Consider the following 18,105-nt stretch of genomic DNA (forward strand, 5'->3'; position numbering starts at 1 on the left):
GGTGAAGAGGCTGATCTCGGAGCCGGTGACGAAGACGACCTCGGCGCCGCCGCAGCGTAGGCGTTCGGCGCCGTCGAGGAGGAACGCCCGCAGCGCGCCGAGGGCGATGCTGGTGACGAAGACCGGTTGACTGGGCGCGACGAACAACGGGACAGGTCGTCGCGGATCATCGTCTGCTGCCTTCCAGGCCGCTCGGGTGTCCGGAGCAGATCCGTGCGGCGTCGCCCGGGGCCTCTGGCAAGCCTGCGGGAGCGGCGTCGCCACGCCATCTGGCGCAGGGCCTACGACCTGAGGCGGAACCGGCGGCGGAACCGGCCGGCGGGCGTCGCCCGGCACCCGCCGCCCCGGGCCGGGCGACGCCTACCCGGTCACGCGCTACCGGTTGCCTCCCTGCCCAGGCGCAGGGCGCTCAGGTAGCGCCGCAGCAGGGTCGCCGCGGGCGGCGGGGTGGGAACCCCGGCCGCGTCGGTCGCCCGTTCGGTGTGGGCGCAGTCGAAGTACGGATGCTCGCGGGGCCCGTCCTCCTCGGCCAGCGTCGGCACGAACGGCCCGAGTGCGACCGACGGGCCGGCACGCAGCACACCGGCCCGCCAGTCCCGGTACGGCAGCAGTCGGACCGGGATGCCGAGCCCGCCCAGCACCTCGGCCATCTGCGGGTAGGACAGCCCCGGCCGGAAGTAGTGCCGGTCGACGGCGAGCGCGTCGGGGCGCCGCGACAGCCGGCCGATGGCGGCGGCCACCACGTCGACAGGTGCCATGTCCTCGACGTGGTCCAGTGCCGGTACCGCGCCGGTCTCGGCGAAGGTACGCAGTAGGCGGCTGAAGTAGTCGTCGGTGTTGCCGGTGCCGGTGCGGCTGTCCCCGGTCACCCGGGCCGGCCGGTGCACCGACACCGGCAGGCCGCGCTCCCGGGCGGTCCGCACCAGCCGGTCGGCGACCCACTTGCTCTCGTTGTAGCCGCCGTGCAGGCCCTCGGGCTCGTCCGGCGGCAGCGCCTCGGTGACGGTCCGCGAGGCGTACGCCGGGCACAGGTAGACGCCGAGCGTCGACACGTGGTGCACAGCCTTGGGCCGGCCGCGCGACGCCAGCCGGAGCACCTCGACAGTCCCGGACACGTTGGCCGGCCGCAGCCGCTCATACGGCTGGACGAAGTGGACGCTGCCCCCGTTGTGCAGCACCACGTCGACCCGGTCGGCGAGCGCGTCGAACGCCCGCTGGCCGAGTCCCAGTCGAGGCTCGGCGAGATCACCGACGACCGGCACGATTCGGGCGGGGTACCCCGGCCGCCAGCGCCCGTACCGGCGCAGGTTCTCCTCGATCCGGGCCGTCGCCGCGCCCTCCGAGCTGGCCCGGACCAGGCAGTACACGTCGGCGGTGGTGTGCCGCAGGGCGTCGTCGAGCAGGTACGCGCCGAGGAAGCCGGTCGCTCCGGTCAGCAGCACCCCGGCCGGGTCGGCCACCGGCACGTACGTCCCGAGCGGCGCCACGTCGTCGGGGGGTACGGCCTCGGCGCGCAGGTCCGGCCTGCGGTGGGCGCCGACGGCAGCGGCGGGTACCGAATCGGGCGCAGGGGCGTCGGGCAGGGCGGCGTCGACCAGCGCGGCGAAGGCGGCCAGCGCGGGGGCGTCGAACAGCGAACGCAGCGGCAGCCGGGTGCCGAAGTGCCGGTTGACCTCGCTGAGCACCGGAGCGGCCAGCAGTGAGTGACCGCCCAGGTCGAAGAACCCGTCGTCGACGCCGACCCGCTCGCGGTCCAGCGCCTGCGACCAGATCCGAGCCACCGCGACCTCGGTCGCCGTGGCGGGGGCGGTGAAGGGGCGCTCCTCGTCCGGGGTGTCGGCGGGTAGCCGGTCCGGGTCGACCTTGCCGTGCGCGGTCAGCGGCAGTTCCGCCAGCGCCACGACGGTGGCCGGCACCAGGTACTCGGGCAGCTGGGAGCGGAGGTGGGCGCGCAGCTCGTCGGCGGTCGGCGCCACCTGACGGGGCACGACGAACGCGGCGAGCCGCTGCCCCCGGGCCACCACCACCGACCGGGCGACGCCGGGGTGCCCGTCGAGCACCGCCTCGATCTCGGCCGGCTCGATGCGGTGCCCCCGGATCTTCAGTTGCCGGTCGACCCGGCCGAGGAACTCCAGCTGCCCGTCCGGACCGACCCGGGCCAGGTCTCCGGTGCGGTAGAGCCGGGCGCCGGGCGCCGCCGAGAACGGGTCGGGTACGAACGCGGCGGCGGTCAGGTCCGGGCGACCGAGGTAGCCACGGGCCAGGCAGTCGTCGCCGAGGTAGAGCTCACCGGCGGCGCCGTACGGCACCGGCCGCATCCACCGGTCCAGCACGTACGCCCGCACGTGCGGCAGCGGCCGGCCGATCGGCAGGTGCCCGCCGGCCGCGTACCCATCGGCGGGGGCGTCGCCGGAGTCCGGCCCGGCGGCGTCGGTGGCGGTGGCGGATTCGGCCTCGTCGGCGGGCGCGGACCGGAACACGGTCGCGCAGACCGTCGCCTCGGTGGGGCCGTAGTGGTTGTAGAAGGCGGTCCGGCCACCGGTCAGCCGGTGCCAGGCGGCGAGCTTGTCGGCGGACACCCGCTCACCGCCGACCATCATCACGGTCAGCGGCAGGTCGGCGGGGAGCCGGTGGCCGTCGAGGTCGTCGACCCAGCGCTGCCAGAGCGCCGCCGGTGCGTCCACGGCGGTGATGCCCTCGACCCGGCAGAGGTCGACCAACGCCGGTCCGGTGAGGGCGGCCGGGTCGGGGTGCACCACCAGCGCCGCGCCGCTGATCAGGGCGGGGAACACGTCGCCGACCGACGCGTCGAAGGTCAGCGGCGGGATCATCAGGATCCGCTGCCCGGGGCCGAAACCGTGCCGGTCACGGAAGGAGGTGGCCAGGGCGGTCAGCGTCCGGTGGGTCACCATGACGCCCTTGGGCCGGCCGGTCGAGCCGGAGGTGTAGACGACGTACGCGAGCTGGTCTGGCCGGCGGGCCCGCGACACCGTGGCGTCGGCCGGGGTCGGGACGGCGGTGTCGGCCGGGTCGGCGACGTCGACGACGGTGACCGGTAGGCCGGCGAGCAGGTCGCGCCCGGTCGCGTCGGTGACCAGGATCGTCGCGCCCGCGTCGGCGAGCAGCGCGCCGACCCGGTCGACCGGGTGGCCAGGGTCGAGCGGCAGGTAGGCGCCGCCGGCCCGGATGACGGCCAGCAGCGCGACGATTCCGTCCGGGCCGGCCCGCAGGGCCATCCCGACCGGCGCCTCGCGGCCGACGCCGGCCGTGCGCAGTCGCCGCGCCAGCCGGTCGACTCGCCGGTCGAGTTCGCCGTAGGTCAGCACCTGCCCGTCGCCGACGACGGCGGGCGCCCGTGGTGTCCGGGCGGCCTGCGCCGCCACCAGGTCGTCGACGTAGCCGGGGGCGTCGACGTAGCCGGGGGCGTCGACGCCGGCGGATGCCACGCCGGTCACCGGCCGCAGGCCGGCGTGCAGCCGGGCCCGGTCGGCGGGGGTGTGCAGGGCGAGGTCGCGAAGCGGCAGCTCCGGGGTGTACGCCAGCGCGGCCACCGCCAGCTCCAGGTGTGCCACCAGCCGTGCGGCGGTCGCCGGGTCGAACAGCTCGGCGTCGTAGTCCAGCTGGCCGGCGAGCTGTCCGGCGCGCTCGACCACCACCAGGGTCAGGTCGAACCGGGCCGTCCCGCCGTCGAGTCCGGCCGCCGTCACGGTCAGCCCGCCGGTCGCGACCGGCGGGCCGGCCGTCGGGTCGGGGCCGGAGTCGGTGCCGTTGAGCACGAACATCACCTGGAACAGCGGCTGCCGGCCGGCTCCCCGGGCCGGCCGGACCAGTTCGGCGACCCGCTCGAGCGGTACGTCCCGGTGCCCGAGCCCACCGAGGCTGGTCCGCCGGACCCGGCGCAGCACGTCGCGCAGGCTCGGATCGCCGCTCAGGTCGGTGCGCAGCGCCAGGGTGTTGACGAACATGCCGACCATCGACTCGAGTTCGGGCAGCGACCTGGTGCTCGCCGGTACGCCGACGACCACGTCCTCCTGGCCACTGTGCCGGGCCAGCAGGATCGTGAACGCGGCCAGCAGCACGGTGAACGTGGTGCAGTCCTCGCGGCGGCGCAGCTCCTCGATCGCCGAGGTCAGCCGCCCGGGGAGCCGGAACGGCCGGGTGCCGGCCGGGGACCGGGGCCGCGCCGGTCGGGGCCGGTCGGTGGGCAGGTCGAGCTGACCCGGCGCACCGGTCAGGTGGTCGCGCCAGTACGCCTCCTGCGCCGCCAGTGCCGCCGGATCGCGCTCGCCAAGCCAGCGTACGTAGTCGGCGTACTGCACCGGCGGCGCCTCGGACGCCGGCTGCCGGCCGGCGACGAGTGTGGCGTACCCGCTGATCAGCTCGGCGAGCAGCAGCCGGGCCGAGACGTCGTCGCAGACGACGTGGTGGAAGGCGAGCAGCAGGACGTGGTCGTCGGCGGCGAGCCGGACCAGGGTGGCCCGGACCAGCGGCGCCCGGCCGAGGTCGAAGGGACGGGTCAGCTCGTACCGGGCCAGCCGGTCCAGCCGGGTCTGCCGGGTCGCGGCGGGCGTCTCCGCCAGGTCGACGAGGGGCAGCGGCACGGCCGTCCTGGGATCGTCGGCCGGCAGGATCACCTGCACCGGATGGCCGGCCCGCTCGGCGAACGACGTCCGCAACGGTTCGTGCCGGCGCACGAGCAGTCGCAGCGCGGCGGCGAGGGCGGTCGCGTCGAGCGCCCCGGTGAGCCGGTGGGCGCTACCCATCACGTACGCCGAGTCGCCGACCCCGAGCCGGTCGAGGAACCAGATCCGCTGCTGGGCCGGGGAGAGCGGCAGGTCGCCGGCGCGGTCGCCGGGCCGGATCGTCTGCGTACCGGTGACCTCGATGCCGCGCCGGGCCAGCAGGACGGCGAGGAGCTGGTCGGCCGAGGCGGTCACCGGGCGCCCTCCTGGGCCAGCATCGTCTCGACCGCCTCGGGCGACATCGACGCGATCTGCGCCCGCAGTTCGGCTACCGCGGCGACCTGCCCGGGTACCGGTTCCAGTCCGGTCAGCGCGGCGGCCAGCCCGGCGACCGTCGGCGCCTCGAACAGCGCCCGGGTCGGCGCCTCCAGCTGGAAGTACGCCCGGACCCGGGCCAGCACCCGTTCGGCGAGCAGCGAGTGCCCGCCGAGGGCGAAGAAGTCGGCGTCCACCCCGATCGGGCGTACGTCGAGCACCTCCTCCCAGATCCCGACGATCGCCTCCTCGACCGGGTCACGGGGCGCGACGTACGCGGTGGCGTCGGTCGCGCCCCAGTCCGGTGCCGGCAACGCCTGCCGGTTCACCTTGCCGTTCGGGGTGAGCGGCAGCGCGTCGAGCACCACCAGGGTCGCCGGCACCATGTAGCCGGGCAGCCGCCGGGCCAGCCCGGGTTGGATCGCCGCCCAGAGCCCGGCGGGGTCGGTGCCGGACTCCGTGCCGACCACGTAGGCGACGAGTCGGGCGTCGCCGTCGCCGGCACCGTGCCAGGCGGTGACGGCGGCGTCACGAACCCGCTCCTCGGCCCGCAGTGCCTCCTCGATCTCGCCGAGTTCGACCCGGAAGCCGCGCACCTTGACCTGCTGGTCGCCCCGGCCGAGGAACTCCAGCCGCCCGTCCGGCAGGTAGCGGGCCAGGTCGCCGGTGGCGTAGAGCCGGCCGCCCGGGGTGTCGCCGAACGGGTCGGGCACGAACCGCTGCGCGTTCAGTGCGGGTCGCCGGTGGTAGCCCCGGGCCAGCCCGAGCCCGCCGATGTGGACCTCGCCGGCGACGCCGACCGGTACCGGCTGGCCCCGGCCGTCGAGCAGCAGGATCCGGGTGTTGTCGATCGGCGGTCCGATCGCCACCGGCCCGTCGCCAGGGTCGACGACGCCGGCCGCCGACCACACCGTCGTCTCGGTCGGGCCGTAGACGTTCCAGAGCCGCCCCCCGGCCAGCTCCCGCACCAGGTCGCGGGAGAACGCCTCACCGCCGCAGAGCCGGTGCCGGATCCCGGCCGGTACGCCACCGGCGGAGAGCAGCAGCCGCCAGGTCGCCGGGGTGGCCTGGAGCACTGTCGCCCGGTCCGCCTCGGCCCGCCCGCGCAGCGCCGTACCGTCTGCGACCTCGGCGGCGGTGGCGACCAGCACCCGGGCCCCGCAGATCAGCGGCAGCAGCAGCTCCAGCACGGAGATGTCGAACGACAGGGTGGTGACCGCGAGCAGCCGGTCGGCGTCGGTGAGCCCGAGCGAGCGGCGGAACGACAGCAGCAGGTTGGCGACCGCGCCGTGGGTGACCTCGACCCCCTTGGGTCGCCCCGTCGAGCCGGAGGTGTAGATGACGTACGCAAGCTGACCGGCGTGCGGTGGCCGGACCGGTGGCGGCGCCCCGGGGTCGCCGGCCGCCGGGGCGGGTGCCCGCAGCCGCTGCCGCTCGTCGTCCAGGCACACCACGCCCGGACCGGCGCAGAGCTGCGGCAGCCGGTTCCGCACGGACCGCTGCGTCACCAGCACCGTGACGCCCGCGTCGTCGACCATCAGCCGCAGCCGATCCGGGGGGAACGCCGGGTCCAGCGGCACGTACGCCCCGCCGGCCCGCCACACACCGAGGACCGCGACCAGCATCGACACCGACCGGTCCAGGCAGATCCCGACAGGTGTCTCCGGCCGGACCCCGCGCTCGCGCAGCAGCGCGGCGAGCCGGTCGGCGCTGGCGGCCAGCTCCCGGTACGTCAGCCGGTCGGCGTCGTCGCTGACCGCGATCGCGTCCGGCGTGGTCGCGCAGGCGTGCGCGAACAGCTCGGGGAAGCTCCCGGCCAGCGGCGTGGCGGTCGGCCCCTGCCAGTCGACCAGGGCCCGGTGCCGCTCGTCCGGGGTGAGCAGTGCCACGTCGCCGAGGCGCTGTCCGGGCGCGGCGACCACTGCGGTCAGCAACTGCCGGAAGTGCCCGGCGAACCGGCCGATGTCGGCGTCGTCGAAGACCTCGGTGCGGTACGAGAACGTCAGCTCCAGTCCGCCGTCGGCCTGCGGCACCCCGACCAGGGTCAGGTCGAAGAGCATGTCGTCGAGCTGGCTGTCCCACCAGCTCACCGACAGCCCTGGCCAGGCCGACGGGCCGCCCTCGGTGAAGTTGTGCAGGATCACCGCGCTCTGGAAGAACGGGTGCCGGTCGGCGTCGCGGCGCGGCGCCACCTCCTGCACGACCAGGTCGAACGGCACGTTCTGGTGGGCGAAGCCGTCGATGACGGTGCGCCGTACCCGGCCGGCCGCCTCGGCGAAGGTCAGGTCCGGATCGAGGTCGGTCCGCATCGCGATCGGGTTGGCGAAGTAGCCGATCAGGGGCTCCAGCTCCACGTGGGTGCGGGCGGCCACCAGGGTGCCGACGGTGACGTCGCGCTGCCCGGTGTAGCGGGCCAGCAATGCCGTGAACGCGGAGAGCAGGGTGACGAACGGGGTGGTGCCCCGGGTGCCGCCGGCCGCCGCCCGCAGCCCCTCGACGAGGTCCGGGCCGATCCGCAGGTGCCGCTTGGCGCCACCGGCCCGGGCCGGGCCGGCGTGCCGGCGGGCGATCGGCAGGTGCGCGTCGGCCCGGGGCGCCGCCAGGTGGGTGCGCCAGTACGCCAGCCCCGGCTCCAGCGCGCCGTCGGCGATGCCCCGGTGCTGCCATTCGGCGTAGTCGGCGTACTGCACCGGCAGGTCGGGCAGCGGCGGTGCTCCGGTGCCACCGGCGAGGCGCCACGCGTAGAGCGCGGCGAGTTCCCGCAGCGCGTTGCCGATCGACCAGCCGTCGATGGCGATGTGGTGGCTGGTCGCCAGCAGCACGTGCTCGTCGTCGGCGAGCCGGAACAGCGACGCCCGCAGCACCGGACCGGCGGCCAGGTCGAACGGCACCGCGAACGCCTCGCGGGCGAGGTCCCGGGCCCGGTCCTCGCGGTCAGCCGCCGGCAGGTGCCGCAGGTCGACCTCGATCACCGGCACCTCGCCGGTCGGCCGGAGGACCTGTCGGGGCTCGCCGTCGACGCCGACGTAGCCGGTGCGCAGGATCTCGTGCCGGGCGACCAGGTCGGCCAGGGCGGCGCGGAGCGCGCCGACGTCGAGCTCACCGGTGAGCCGCTGGGACATGGCGACGTGGAACGACGGGTCGGCCGGGTCGAACTGGGTAGCCAGCCACATCCGTTGCTGGCCGGAGGAGCACGCGAAGATCTGCTCGCCGCCGGTACGCGGCACCCGGGGAACGGCCGGCGCGGCGGTGGGCGCCAGGCCGAGCTGGGCCAGCCGCCGGGCCAGCAGTTCCTGGTGCTGCGGTGACAGGGCGGCCACGCCGCCGTGGCCGGGCCGGTCCGCGCCCGCCGGGTTGGTGGTGGTCGGCATGGGACGGACTCCTCGAAGATCGTCGTGGTCAGTCATCGGCGCCGCTCGCTCCCGCGCTCGCCGGGTCGCCGGACGCCGGCACCGCCGACGACGGCGGCGAGGACGCCGGCGATCGTCGGGGTGTCGAAGAAGACGTGCAGCGGCAGGTCGATGCCGAGCTGGCGGCGCATCCGGGCGGCGATCTGGGTGACGCTCAGCGAGTGGCCGCCCAGGTCGTCGAAGAGGTCGTCGTGCGGGCCGAACCGGTCGATCCGCAGCACCTGTCGCCAGATCCCGACGATGCCGGCGACGATGGCGTCCGCCCCGTCGGCGTCGGCGGTGGCGTCGGTGGCGGTGGCGACGGGGTCCGGGGCGGGCAGCGCGGACCGGTCGAGCTTGCCGTTCGGCGTGGTCGGCAGCACGGCCAGCGGCACCACCAGCTCCGGCACCATCCACCCGGGCAGCGTCGCGCGCAGGTGGCGCCGGAGGTCGGCGGCGGGGGGCTGCCGGCCGGTCCGGAACTCGACGTAGGCGACCAGGCGCGGCCCCGTGCCGTCGTCGCGCAGCTCGACCGCGCAGCGGCGGACGTCCGGGTGCCCGTCCAGCGCCGCCTCGATCTCGCCGGGCTCGACCCGGTACCCCCGGATCTTCACCTGCCGGTCGAGTCGCCCGAGGTACTCCAGCCGGCCGTCCGGGCCGAGCCGCCCCTGGTCGCCGGTGCGGTAGAGACGCGAGCCGGGTGGGCCGTACGGGTCGGGCAGGAAGCTGCGCGCGGTCAGCGCGGGTCGGTCGAGGTAACCGAGAGCCACCCCGGGCCCGCCGATGTGGATCTCGCCCGGTACGCCGATCGGCACCGGCCGCCCCCGGGAGTCCAGCAGGTGGATGCGGGTGCCGGGCAGCGGCCGGCCGATGGTGACCGCGTCGACCGGCTCGGGCAGTTCCGCCGCGCTGGCCCAGACGGTGGCCTCGGTCGGGCCGTAGAGGTTCCACAGCCGGCGCACCCGGGGCCGCAGTTCACGGGCCAGGGCGAGCGGCAGTGGTTCCGCGCCGCAGAGGCCGACCACGGTACGGTCGGCGAAGCCGGCGTCGAGCAGCAGCCGCCACGTCGACGGGGTGGCGTGCACGTGGCTGACCCGGTGCCGGCGGACCAGTCCGAGCAGGGCGGCGCCGTCGCGGGTGTCGTCCTCGGCGGCGAGCACGATCCGGCCGCCGGTGACCAGGGGCAGGAACAGCTCTGGTTTGGACATGTCGAACGACGCCGACGCCAGCGCCAGCCAGCCGTGGGTCGGGCCGCTGTCGAGAGTGGTACGCAGGGCGTCCAGCAGGTACCGCAGGGACCGGTGGGTGACCTCGACGCCCTTCGGCCGGCCGGTGGAGCCCGAGGTGTGCACCACGTACGCCACGTCGTCCGGCTCCGGCCCGGTCGGCACCGGCCCCCGGGCCGGCGGGCCCGACCCGGTGGTGGCCGGGTCGGTGGTGGCCGGGTCGTCGACGGAGAGCATCCTCGGGCGGTGCGTGGACGCCTCGTCCGGGGTGCCGGCCTCGACCAGCAGCACCGTGGGAGTGGTGTCGTCGAGCACGAACGCCCGTCGGGCCGCTGGATGGTCCACGTCGAGCGGCACGTACGCGGCACCGGTGCGCAGCACCGCCAGCAGACCGACCAGCAGGGCCGGCGACCGACGCAGCCGGACCGCCACCCGCACCCCGGGTCGGGCACCGACGGCCCGTAACCGGTCGGCGAGGGTGGCAGCGGCCCGGTCCAACTCGGCGTACGTCGTCACCCGGTCACCGGCGACGACGGCTGGTGCGTCCGGCGTGGCGGCGGCCCACGCGCTGACCAGCTCCGGGACCGTACCGGCCGGCGGCGCCGCTCCGACGCCGACCGGTGACTCCCAGCCGGTACGTACCAGCCGACGTTCCTCCTCGCCGAGCAGCGCCAGCGCGCCGACCGGCGTGTCCGGTTCGGCGGTCGCCGCGCCCAGCAGCGTGACCAGGTGCCCGGCGATCCGGCCGACGCTGTCGGGGTCGATCGTGTCGACGCCGTACTGCAGGCGCACCGTGGTCCGGTCCCGACCGTCGACCACCTGCACGTGCAGGTCGTTGCGGGCGGCGTGGTGGAAGCCGGCCCAGTCGACCTCGGCGCGCAGCCCGGCGAAGACCGGCTCGGGCCCGGTGCGGCGCCGGTAGCTGACCGACACCGGCGCCAGCGCGGCCCGGGGGCGCAGCCCCGACACGGCCCGGGCCAGCGGCACCGCCCGGACCGGGTACGTGTCCCCCAACTCGGCGCGGGTGGCGGCGGCCAGGGCGGCGAAGGGACGGTCCGGATCCGGGTGCACGGCCACCGGCAGTTCGTTGACGAACAGCCCGACGGTGTCGCGGGTCGCCCCGGTACGCGTACCGAGGTCCACCGCCACCGTCGGGGTGCCGTTGCCATAGCGGCACAGCAGGGCGTACACGGCGGCGAGCAGCACTTCGAACCGGGTGTGTCCACTAGCGTCGGCGTACCGGGCCAGGGCCAGCCGGTGCGGCTCGGGCAGGTCGAACCCGACGACCTCGCCGGCCCGTACGCCGTCCTGGGGCCGGCGCAGTCCGGGCAGCACCACCGGATCGGGCTCCCGCCACCGGGTGGCCCAGAAGGCCCGGGCGGCCGCCACGCCGGCGGCGATCCGGGCCTCCTCCTCGGCGACGTGCGCGGCGTACGGCACCGGTGCCCCGCCGGGCGGGGCGCTCCCGGCGACCCGGGCGCCGTACTGCGCACCCAGGTCGCGCAGCAGCAGGTCCTTGGACTCGCCGTCGAAGACCAGGTGGTGGGCGACGATCAGCAGCAGGTGCTCGGCCGGTGCCACGGTGAACAGGGTGAACCTGACCAGTGGGCCGTGTCGGGGGTCGAACGGGAGCAGCGTCTCGGCGCGGACGGCGGCGGGCAGTTCCCCGGGGGTCACCGACCGTCGGGTCAGCCGGGGTGGCGGGGCGGCGACCAGCGACAGTTCCCCGTCGGTGTCGTCGAAGGCGTACCCGAGGGCCGGATGCCGGGCGACGACGGCGGCACAGGCGTCGGCCAGCGCGGCGACGTCGAGTGCGCCGAGCAGGCGTACCGGCAGTGGCATGTGGTAGGCGGACCGGGCGTGGCCGATCCGCTCGGTGAACCACAGGCCGTGCTGGGCGGTCGAGGCCGGCCCGAGCCGGGACGACTCCACCGTGGTCACACTGCCTCCGTTTCGGGCACCGGGCGGCCGGCACCGGGACGCTGCGGGGATCGGGTCGCCCGGTCCGGGTCGACCAGGTCGGAGATCGGGGCGCCGGCGCCGTCGGGCAGCGCGTGCAGCAGGTGCAGCAGGGCGTCGGCGAGCCGGCGCGGGGTGATCGGGTCGAAGGCGTAGGAGTTCCAGAGCAGCCAGCCGGTCAGCGATCCGTCCGGCTGTTCCACCACGGCCAGTTCCGGTACGCCGAGATCAGGCCGTCCGTCCGGGGTGGGCCAGTCGGCGTCCAGTGCCCGGGGCAACGGGAAGCCCTCGGAGATCAGGCCGGGAAAGTGCGGGTCGCCGCCCCAGCTCTCGAACCGGAGCCAGGCGGCGGCCGGGAAGCGGGCGTAGAACTCGGCGAACGGATAGTACTGGTGGTCCACCGCGTCGAGCGCGGTGCCGCGTACCCGCTCGAGCAGGTCGGTGAAGGGCGGATCGCCGCCGGTGTCGATCCGCAGCGGCAGCGACTGCACCAGGCAGCCGACCAGGGCCTCGAACTCCGGCCGGCTGCGCCCCGGGACCGGGGACATGACGACGAGGTCACGCGCCCCGCTCCAGCCGCTGAGTACGGCCGCCCAGGCCGCCGCGACCAGCATGAACGTGCTCGCGCCCCGCTGCGTCGCCAGGGAGCGCAGCCGGCCGGCCGGCGCCGGGTCGATCCGGAACTCCCGCGAGTCGCTGCGCAGCCGTACCGCGTGCCGGCGGCCGGGAAACGGCTCGACGACGGTCGGTGCTCCGGCCAGCCGGTCCCGCCAGTAGCGGCGGGTCCGGGGCCACTGGGCCCGGGTCCAGCGCACCGCCTCGGGGTGCGACACCGGCAGCGCTGGCAGGGTGGCCGGCCGGTGGGTACGCAACGCCGAGTAGACCAGGCCGAGTTCGCGCAGCAGCACCCCCATCGACCAGCCGTCGAAGACCAGGTGGTGCACGGCGAGCCCGAGGACGTGGTCGTCCACGCCGAGCCGGACCACGATCGCCCGGACCAGAGGCCCGTGCGCCAGCCCGAACCGCAGCTCCCGGTCGGCGCGGACCAGGTCGGCGGCCTCCCGGGCGTCGGTCGCGGTGCTGACCGTCACCGCCGGTGGGCAGTCCGGCAGCAGGTACGCCCGGGGCGAGCCGTCGACGAGCCGGAAGACCGTCCGCAGCGCCTCGTGCCGGGCCACCAGGACGCCGAGCGCCTCGCGGAGCAGAGCCGGGTCGAACCGGTCGGTGATCCGGATCGCGACGCTGATCGGCCCCGGGTCGCGGGGCTCCTCGGTGGCGTACATCCAGGCCAGGAAGTTCTCCTGCTGGGCGGTGAGGGCCACCGTCACGTCGTGGGCGTCCGGCGCGACGCAGCCGTCCGGTACGACCGCAGCGGTCGCCGGCTCCGGTGCCGCCACGGTCACGGCTGCGGTCGGGGCGGCCGTCGCCGTGACCGTGGCGGTGGAGACGGACGTGGCACTGGCGGTGGAGGCCGGGCGGGCGGCGCTGGCGAGCCAGTCGGCCTGGGCGGCCAGCACCGGCCGGTCGAAGACCACCGAGGCGGGCACGTCCACGCCGAACTCGGCGGCGGCCAGCGTGGCGATCTGGGCGGCCCGTAGCGAGTCCCCGCCGAGGGCGAAGAAGTCGTCGTGCCGGCCGACCGCCGGCCCGCCGAGCACCCGGTTCCAGAGCGCGGCGAGCCGGATCTCGGCCGTTGTCGCCGGCGGGCCGGCCACGGTGTCCGGCAGGTCGGTGAACAGCTCGCGCAGCGCGGCCCGGACCACCTTCCCGCCGTCGTTGCGGGGCAGCGCGTCGACCAGGACCAGGCGCAGCGGGCGCTCGTACGGGGCGAGCCGGTCGGTCAGGTGGGCCCGCAGCGCGTCGAACGGGAGCGGTCGGCGGGGCACCACGGCAGCCGCCACCATCGCACCGAGCGTGGCGTGCGGCAGGCCGACCACGGCGGCGTCGGCGACGTCCGGGTGGTCGAACAGGACCGACTCGACGTGCAGGGTGGAGACCTTGAAGGCGCCGGTCTTGACGGTGTCCCCCTCCCGGTCCACCAGGTGCAGGTAGCCGTCGGCGTCGAGGTGGCCGAGGTCGCCCATCCGGACCCAGCCGTCCCGGAAGACCGTGGCGCTGGCGGCCGGGTCGCCGAAGTACGTGCGGGACTCGGTCTCCGCCCGTAGCCACACCTCACCGGTCACGCCCGGCGGCAGCGGCGCCCCGTCCGCGTCGGTGATCCTCAGCTGGGCGCCGGCGGCCGGTCGGCCGAGCGCGGTGGGCCGGTCCGGGTCGTAGACCACCGTGGTGTGCGCCGGGGCGGCCTCCGTCGACGTGTAGTTGTTGACCACCGTGGCCCCGGGCAGCGCGGCCGTGAGATCCCGGGCGACGGCCGGCGGCAGCGCCGCGCCGGTCGAGGCGACCAGCAGCACGTCGCCGAGGTCGTGCCGCCGGTGTGCCCCGGCGCGCAGCAGCTCGATCGCCATCGAGGGCACCACGAAGACCGTGCCGGCCCGGTGTCGGGCGATCAGCGCGGCGAACTCCTCGGCGTCGAAGCGTGCGGCGACGACGGCGGCCGGGCGGGCGGTCAACGCCTGCAGCAGCATGGTCTGGGCGGCGTTGGTGCCGATCGGGAAGGCGTGCACGAAGTGGCGGGAGTGGGCCAGTGCCCGGCGGCGCGGTCGCGGTGTCGCGCCGAAGGTCAGGTTCGCATGACTGGCGGCCACCCCCCTGGGGGCGCCGGTGGTGCCCGAGGTGTGCACGATCTGGGCGAGGTCGCCAGGGCGCACCTCGACGTCGACCGGGCCACGCCCACCGCCGCGCCCGAGGTCACCGGCCGCCGCCGTCCACCAGGAGCCGGCCGGCGGCCGGCCGGTGGTGGGCGCGCGTCCGGTGTCGGGCGGCGGACCGGCCCGGCCGTGCAGCACCCCGGTCGCGCCGCACCTGGCGAGCAGGTCGGCCGCCACGGGTCCGGTCCGGTCCGAGATCGGTACGGCGACCGCGCCGGCCGTGGTGACCGCCGCGTAGGCGACCGCGTAGTCGAGCCAGTCCGCCCCGCCGAAGACCAGCCCGATCCGGTCACCCCGGCGTACCCCCCGGCCCCGCAGGTCGTGCGCGCCCGCATCGGCCCCGGCCCGCCACTGCCCGAAGGTCAGCGTGCCGACCCCGTCGACGAGCATCGCGACCCGGTCCGGATCGTCGTCGGCCCGCGCCGCGAGCAGCTGCGGCACCGTCGTCGGGGGGTCAGTGCGCACCGGCACCGCCGACGGGGGCCGGTGCCAGCCCGAGCTGGTCGACGGCGCGGCGCACCGTCTCGCGCAGGTGCGGCGGGATCTGGCCGGCGAAGCGGGCGAGGTAGGCCCGGACGTTGTCCGGATCGTCGCGCAGGAAGAAGATGTCTGTCGGCACCATGTGCCGGATGGCCAGCAGCGGTACCGGGCAGCGCAGCGCGGCGAAGTCCGGATTCCACAGCCCGCCCTTGGCCGGCGGACCGGCGTGGAACTCGCCGAGCATCAGACCGTGCACGACGAAGCGCGCCTTGAGCCGCTCCTGGGTGAGGTCGACGACCTCGGGCACGTCGGCGGCGGCCAGGTCCGGGAAGACGATCAGGATCGTGGTGAACTGGGCGGCACCGCCACGGTGCCGGCTGAGATCGAGCAGCCAGTCCCGGTGGTGGATCAGCAGTCGGTCCAGCTCGTCCGCCGGGTGTGCCCGGCCCGGCGCCACGGTGAGATAGAACGCGTTGCGGTCCAGCGACCCCTGCGCGTACGGGCAGACGTTGCCGGTTCGGCCGAGTTCGGGGTGCGGGCGGCACAGGTAGTCGCGGGCCCAGTCGAGGACCGCGCGCAGCGGCCGGACGTGTGCGCGTACCGGCGGGGGCAGCGGGTCCTGGTGCAGGTCCGCGACCTCGATCAGGGTGTGGCGGGCGTGCGCCGGGTGGGTCAGCATCTGGGCCCCTCGTCTGCGTACGCGCCCTGGGTGGTGGTCCGGTAGCCGCCGACGGGCGACCCTGTCCGTGCGCGCTGGCAGTCACGCTAGTGAGCGGCACGACAATAAGTAAGTAGTCCTTACAGTTAAGTGGACTGTCCTAACAGTCAGGGTCGGGATCGGGCGATCCCCCGAGATCGACTTCATTCGGCCGGGCCGGGCCCGGCAATGTCCACTGTGTGGTGACGACGCGCGACGAAAGGCCGCCGACCATCACCGGACCAACCCCACAGGACAACTGTTAAGAGTATTGACAGTACGCTCGGCACGTTCCTACGGTGGATTCGCACCAACATGAAGATCGACTTACCGCGACGTGGGGTACGGGGCAGCGATGGCAAACCACAGCGCCGACTATCCGGTGGTGGTCACCGCCACCTTCGTCGCGGATCCGCTCGCCCCCACCTTCAGCTACTGGACCGCCGAGCTGGGCCTGCCGCACGACCTGGTCGTCGCACCGTACGGGCAGGTGCTGCAACACCTGCTCGATCCGCACGGCCCGCTGGTGCGGACCGGCCCCGGGGCCAATGTCGTGCTGGTCCGGCCGCAGGACTGGGCCCGCGACCGGCCGGCCGAACCGGCACCACCCTCGGCCGCCGACGCCCCGCCGAGCCCCGACCCGACGCCCTCCGGGCACCTCCGGGCGACGCTCGGTGCCGACGGGCGGGCGGCGGTCCGACGCGTCGCCGACGAGCTGGTCGAGGCGATCGCCGGCAGCGTGCGCCAGCGGAGCGCGCCGTTGCTGGTGGTGCTCTGCCCGGCCAGCCCCGCACTGCTGGCCGACCCGGCCGACGGCGGGTTCCTCACCGCCATCGAGGAGCGGATCGCGGCGGAGCTGCGCCGGATCCCCGGTGTGGGCGTGCTGACCACGGCCGACACCGTCGAGGCGTACGACCTGCCGCACCACGCCGACGACTACGCCGACGAGCTGGCCCGGGTGCCTTACACCCCGGCCGGCTACGCGGTGCTCGGCACCGCCGTCGTCCGCCGGTTGCACGCACTGCGCACGGCTCGCCCGAAGGTGATCGTGGTCGACGCCGACAACACCCTCTGGGACGGCGTGGTCGGCGAGGACGGGGTGGACGGCATCCGGATCGGCCCGCACCGCCAGGAGCTGCACCGGCTGCTGGTGCGGCAGCAGGAGGCCGGCGCCCTGCTCTGCCTGAGCAGCAAGAACAGCGAGGCCGAGGTACGCGAGGTCTTCCGGCGCCGCCCCGAGCTGGGGCTGGAGCTGAGCCAGCTCACCGCCCTGCGGGTGGACTGGCGGCCCAAGCACGAGACGCTGCGCGAGCTGGCCGCCGAACTCGACCTCGGGCTGGACAGCTTCCTCTTCCTCGACGACAGCCCGGCCGAGTGCGCCGAGTTGCGCGCAGCCTGTCCCGAGGTGCTGGTGCTCAACCTGCCGGCGGGGGCCGCCCCGGCACTGTCCTACCTGCGCCACGTCTGGGCGCTGGACCGACCGGTGGTCACCGGTGAGGACCGGCTGCGTACCGAGCTGTACCAGCGGGAGAGCCGCCGTCGCGAGCTGCGGGCCAGCTCCGCCGGGCTGGCCGAGTTCGTCGCCGGGCTGCGGTTGGAGGTGCGCCTGACCCCGGCGACGTCCGGGCAGGCCGACCGGCTCGCCCAGCTCACGCAGCGCACCAACCAGTTCAACACCAGCACGGTACGGCGCACCGCCGCCGACTTCGCCACCGCCGACGAGCTGCGCTGGGCGGTCGACGTCTCCGACCGGTTCGGCGCGTACGGCCTGGTCGGCCTGGTGTCGCTGACCGTCGACGGCACCGCCCTGCGGGTCGACGACCTGCTGCTCAGCTGCCGGGTGCTGGGCCGTGGCGTGGAGCACCGGGTGTTCGCCGCGATCGGCGCGGCGGCCCTGGAGCGGGGGCTCGACACGGTCGACGTCCCGGTCCGCCGGACCGCGCGCAACCAGCCGGCCCGGGACTTCGTGACCCGGGTGGCCGGCCCGCCCGATTCGGCTACGGGCGTACACCGGATGGGTGCGGCCGACGCGGCGGCGGTCCGGTACACCCCGGAGCAGCCGGTGCCGGCCGGCCCACCCGCGACGAACGGGCCGGCCGAGCCGAACGAACCGGCCGCACCGGACCGGGCGGCGGATGCGGCGGGGCACGCCGACCGGCTGGACCGGATCGCCCGTGAGCTGGCCACCGGCGCGGCACTGCACCGGGCGATCCTCCCCCCGCCCCCCGGTGCCGGACCGACCGCCGGGCCGGCCGACGCGCGGACGCCCACCGAGCTGGCCGTTGCCCGGCTCTGGGCCGAGGTGTTGGGCGTGGCACCGGTCTCGGTCTGGGACAGCTTCTTCGCCCTCGGCGGCCAGTCGTTGCAGGTGGTCCAGTTCATGGCCCGGGTACGCGCCGGCTACGGCGTCGAGCTGCCGATGGACCTGCTGTTCACCACGGGCTTCACCGTCGCCCAGGCCGCGCACGCGATCGACGACGTTCGTCCCGTGTCCGGCGCCGACATCGACCTGCTGATCGCGCAGGTGGAAGCGCTCTCCGACGACGAGGTCGCGGCGCTGCTCGCCGCCGAGGAGGCATAGCCCGGCGC

General features: G+C 75.5%; 6 protein-coding genes. 1 reads left to right on the top strand and 5 read right to left on the bottom strand.

Annotated elements, in window-relative coordinates; all coding sequences use genetic code 11:
• Positions 1-368: 368 nt before the first annotated feature.
• The 5 genes from ACIBJE_RS03640 to ACIBJE_RS03660 are packed head-to-tail and all read right to left on the bottom strand — an operon-like array spanning position 369 to position 15,498.
• Complete coding sequence (locus ACIBJE_RS03640; protein WP_396742404.1) at positions 369-4,937, bottom strand: amino acid adenylation domain-containing protein; 4,569 nt, start codon at positions 4,935-4,937, stop codon at positions 369-371.
• Complete coding sequence (locus ACIBJE_RS03645) at positions 4,934-8,368, bottom strand: amino acid adenylation domain-containing protein (RefSeq protein ID WP_396742406.1); 3,435 nt, start codon at positions 8,366-8,368, stop codon at positions 4,934-4,936. The genes ACIBJE_RS03640 and ACIBJE_RS03645 overlap by 4 nt, the downstream gene beginning before the upstream one ends.
• A gap of 32 nt (positions 8,369-8,400) precedes the next feature.
• Positions 8,401-11,553, bottom strand: a complete 3,153-nt coding sequence (locus ACIBJE_RS03650; protein ID WP_396742408.1) for an amino acid adenylation domain-containing protein — start codon at positions 11,551-11,553, stop codon at positions 8,401-8,403.
• Positions 11,550-14,804: a condensation domain-containing protein gene (locus ACIBJE_RS03655; RefSeq protein ID WP_396742410.1), complete on the bottom strand. Its 3,255-nt coding sequence runs from the start codon at positions 14,802-14,804 to the stop codon at positions 11,550-11,552. Before ACIBJE_RS03655 ends, ACIBJE_RS03650 begins: the two co-directional genes overlap by 4 nt.
• Positions 14,794-15,498 (bottom strand): DUF6875 domain-containing protein, encoded by a 705-nt coding sequence (locus ACIBJE_RS03660; RefSeq protein ID WP_396742412.1) that lies wholly within the window; start codon positions 15,496-15,498, stop codon positions 14,794-14,796. The genes ACIBJE_RS03655 and ACIBJE_RS03660 overlap by 11 nt, the downstream gene beginning before the upstream one ends.
• Before the next feature lie 373 nt (positions 15,499-15,871).
• On the opposite strand from ACIBJE_RS03660, the gene ACIBJE_RS03665 reads away from it, so the two are divergent.
• Complete coding sequence (locus ACIBJE_RS03665; protein ID WP_396742414.1) at positions 15,872-18,097, top strand: HAD-IIIC family phosphatase; 2,226 nt, start codon at positions 15,872-15,874, stop codon at positions 18,095-18,097.
• The last annotated feature ends 8 nt before the right edge of the window (positions 18,098-18,105 follow it).

Source organism: Micromonospora sp. NPDC050187 (assembly GCF_044459745.1).
GTDB lineage: Bacteria > Actinomycetota > Actinomycetes > Mycobacteriales > Micromonosporaceae > Micromonospora.

What these genes read in the sequence shown, in the direction of transcription:
- ACIBJE_RS03645 (WP_396742406.1), bottom strand. Translation starts at nt 8,368, where the DNA reads ATGCCGACCACCACCAACCCGGCGGGCGCGGACCGGCCCGGCCACGGC.
- ACIBJE_RS03665 (WP_396742414.1), top strand. Translation starts at nt 15,872, where the DNA reads ATGGCAAACCACAGCGCCGACTATCCGGTGGTGGTCACCGCCACCTTC.
- ACIBJE_RS03660 (WP_396742412.1), bottom strand. Translation starts at nt 15,498, where the DNA reads ATGCTGACCCACCCGGCGCACGCCCGCCACACCCTGATCGAGGTCGCG.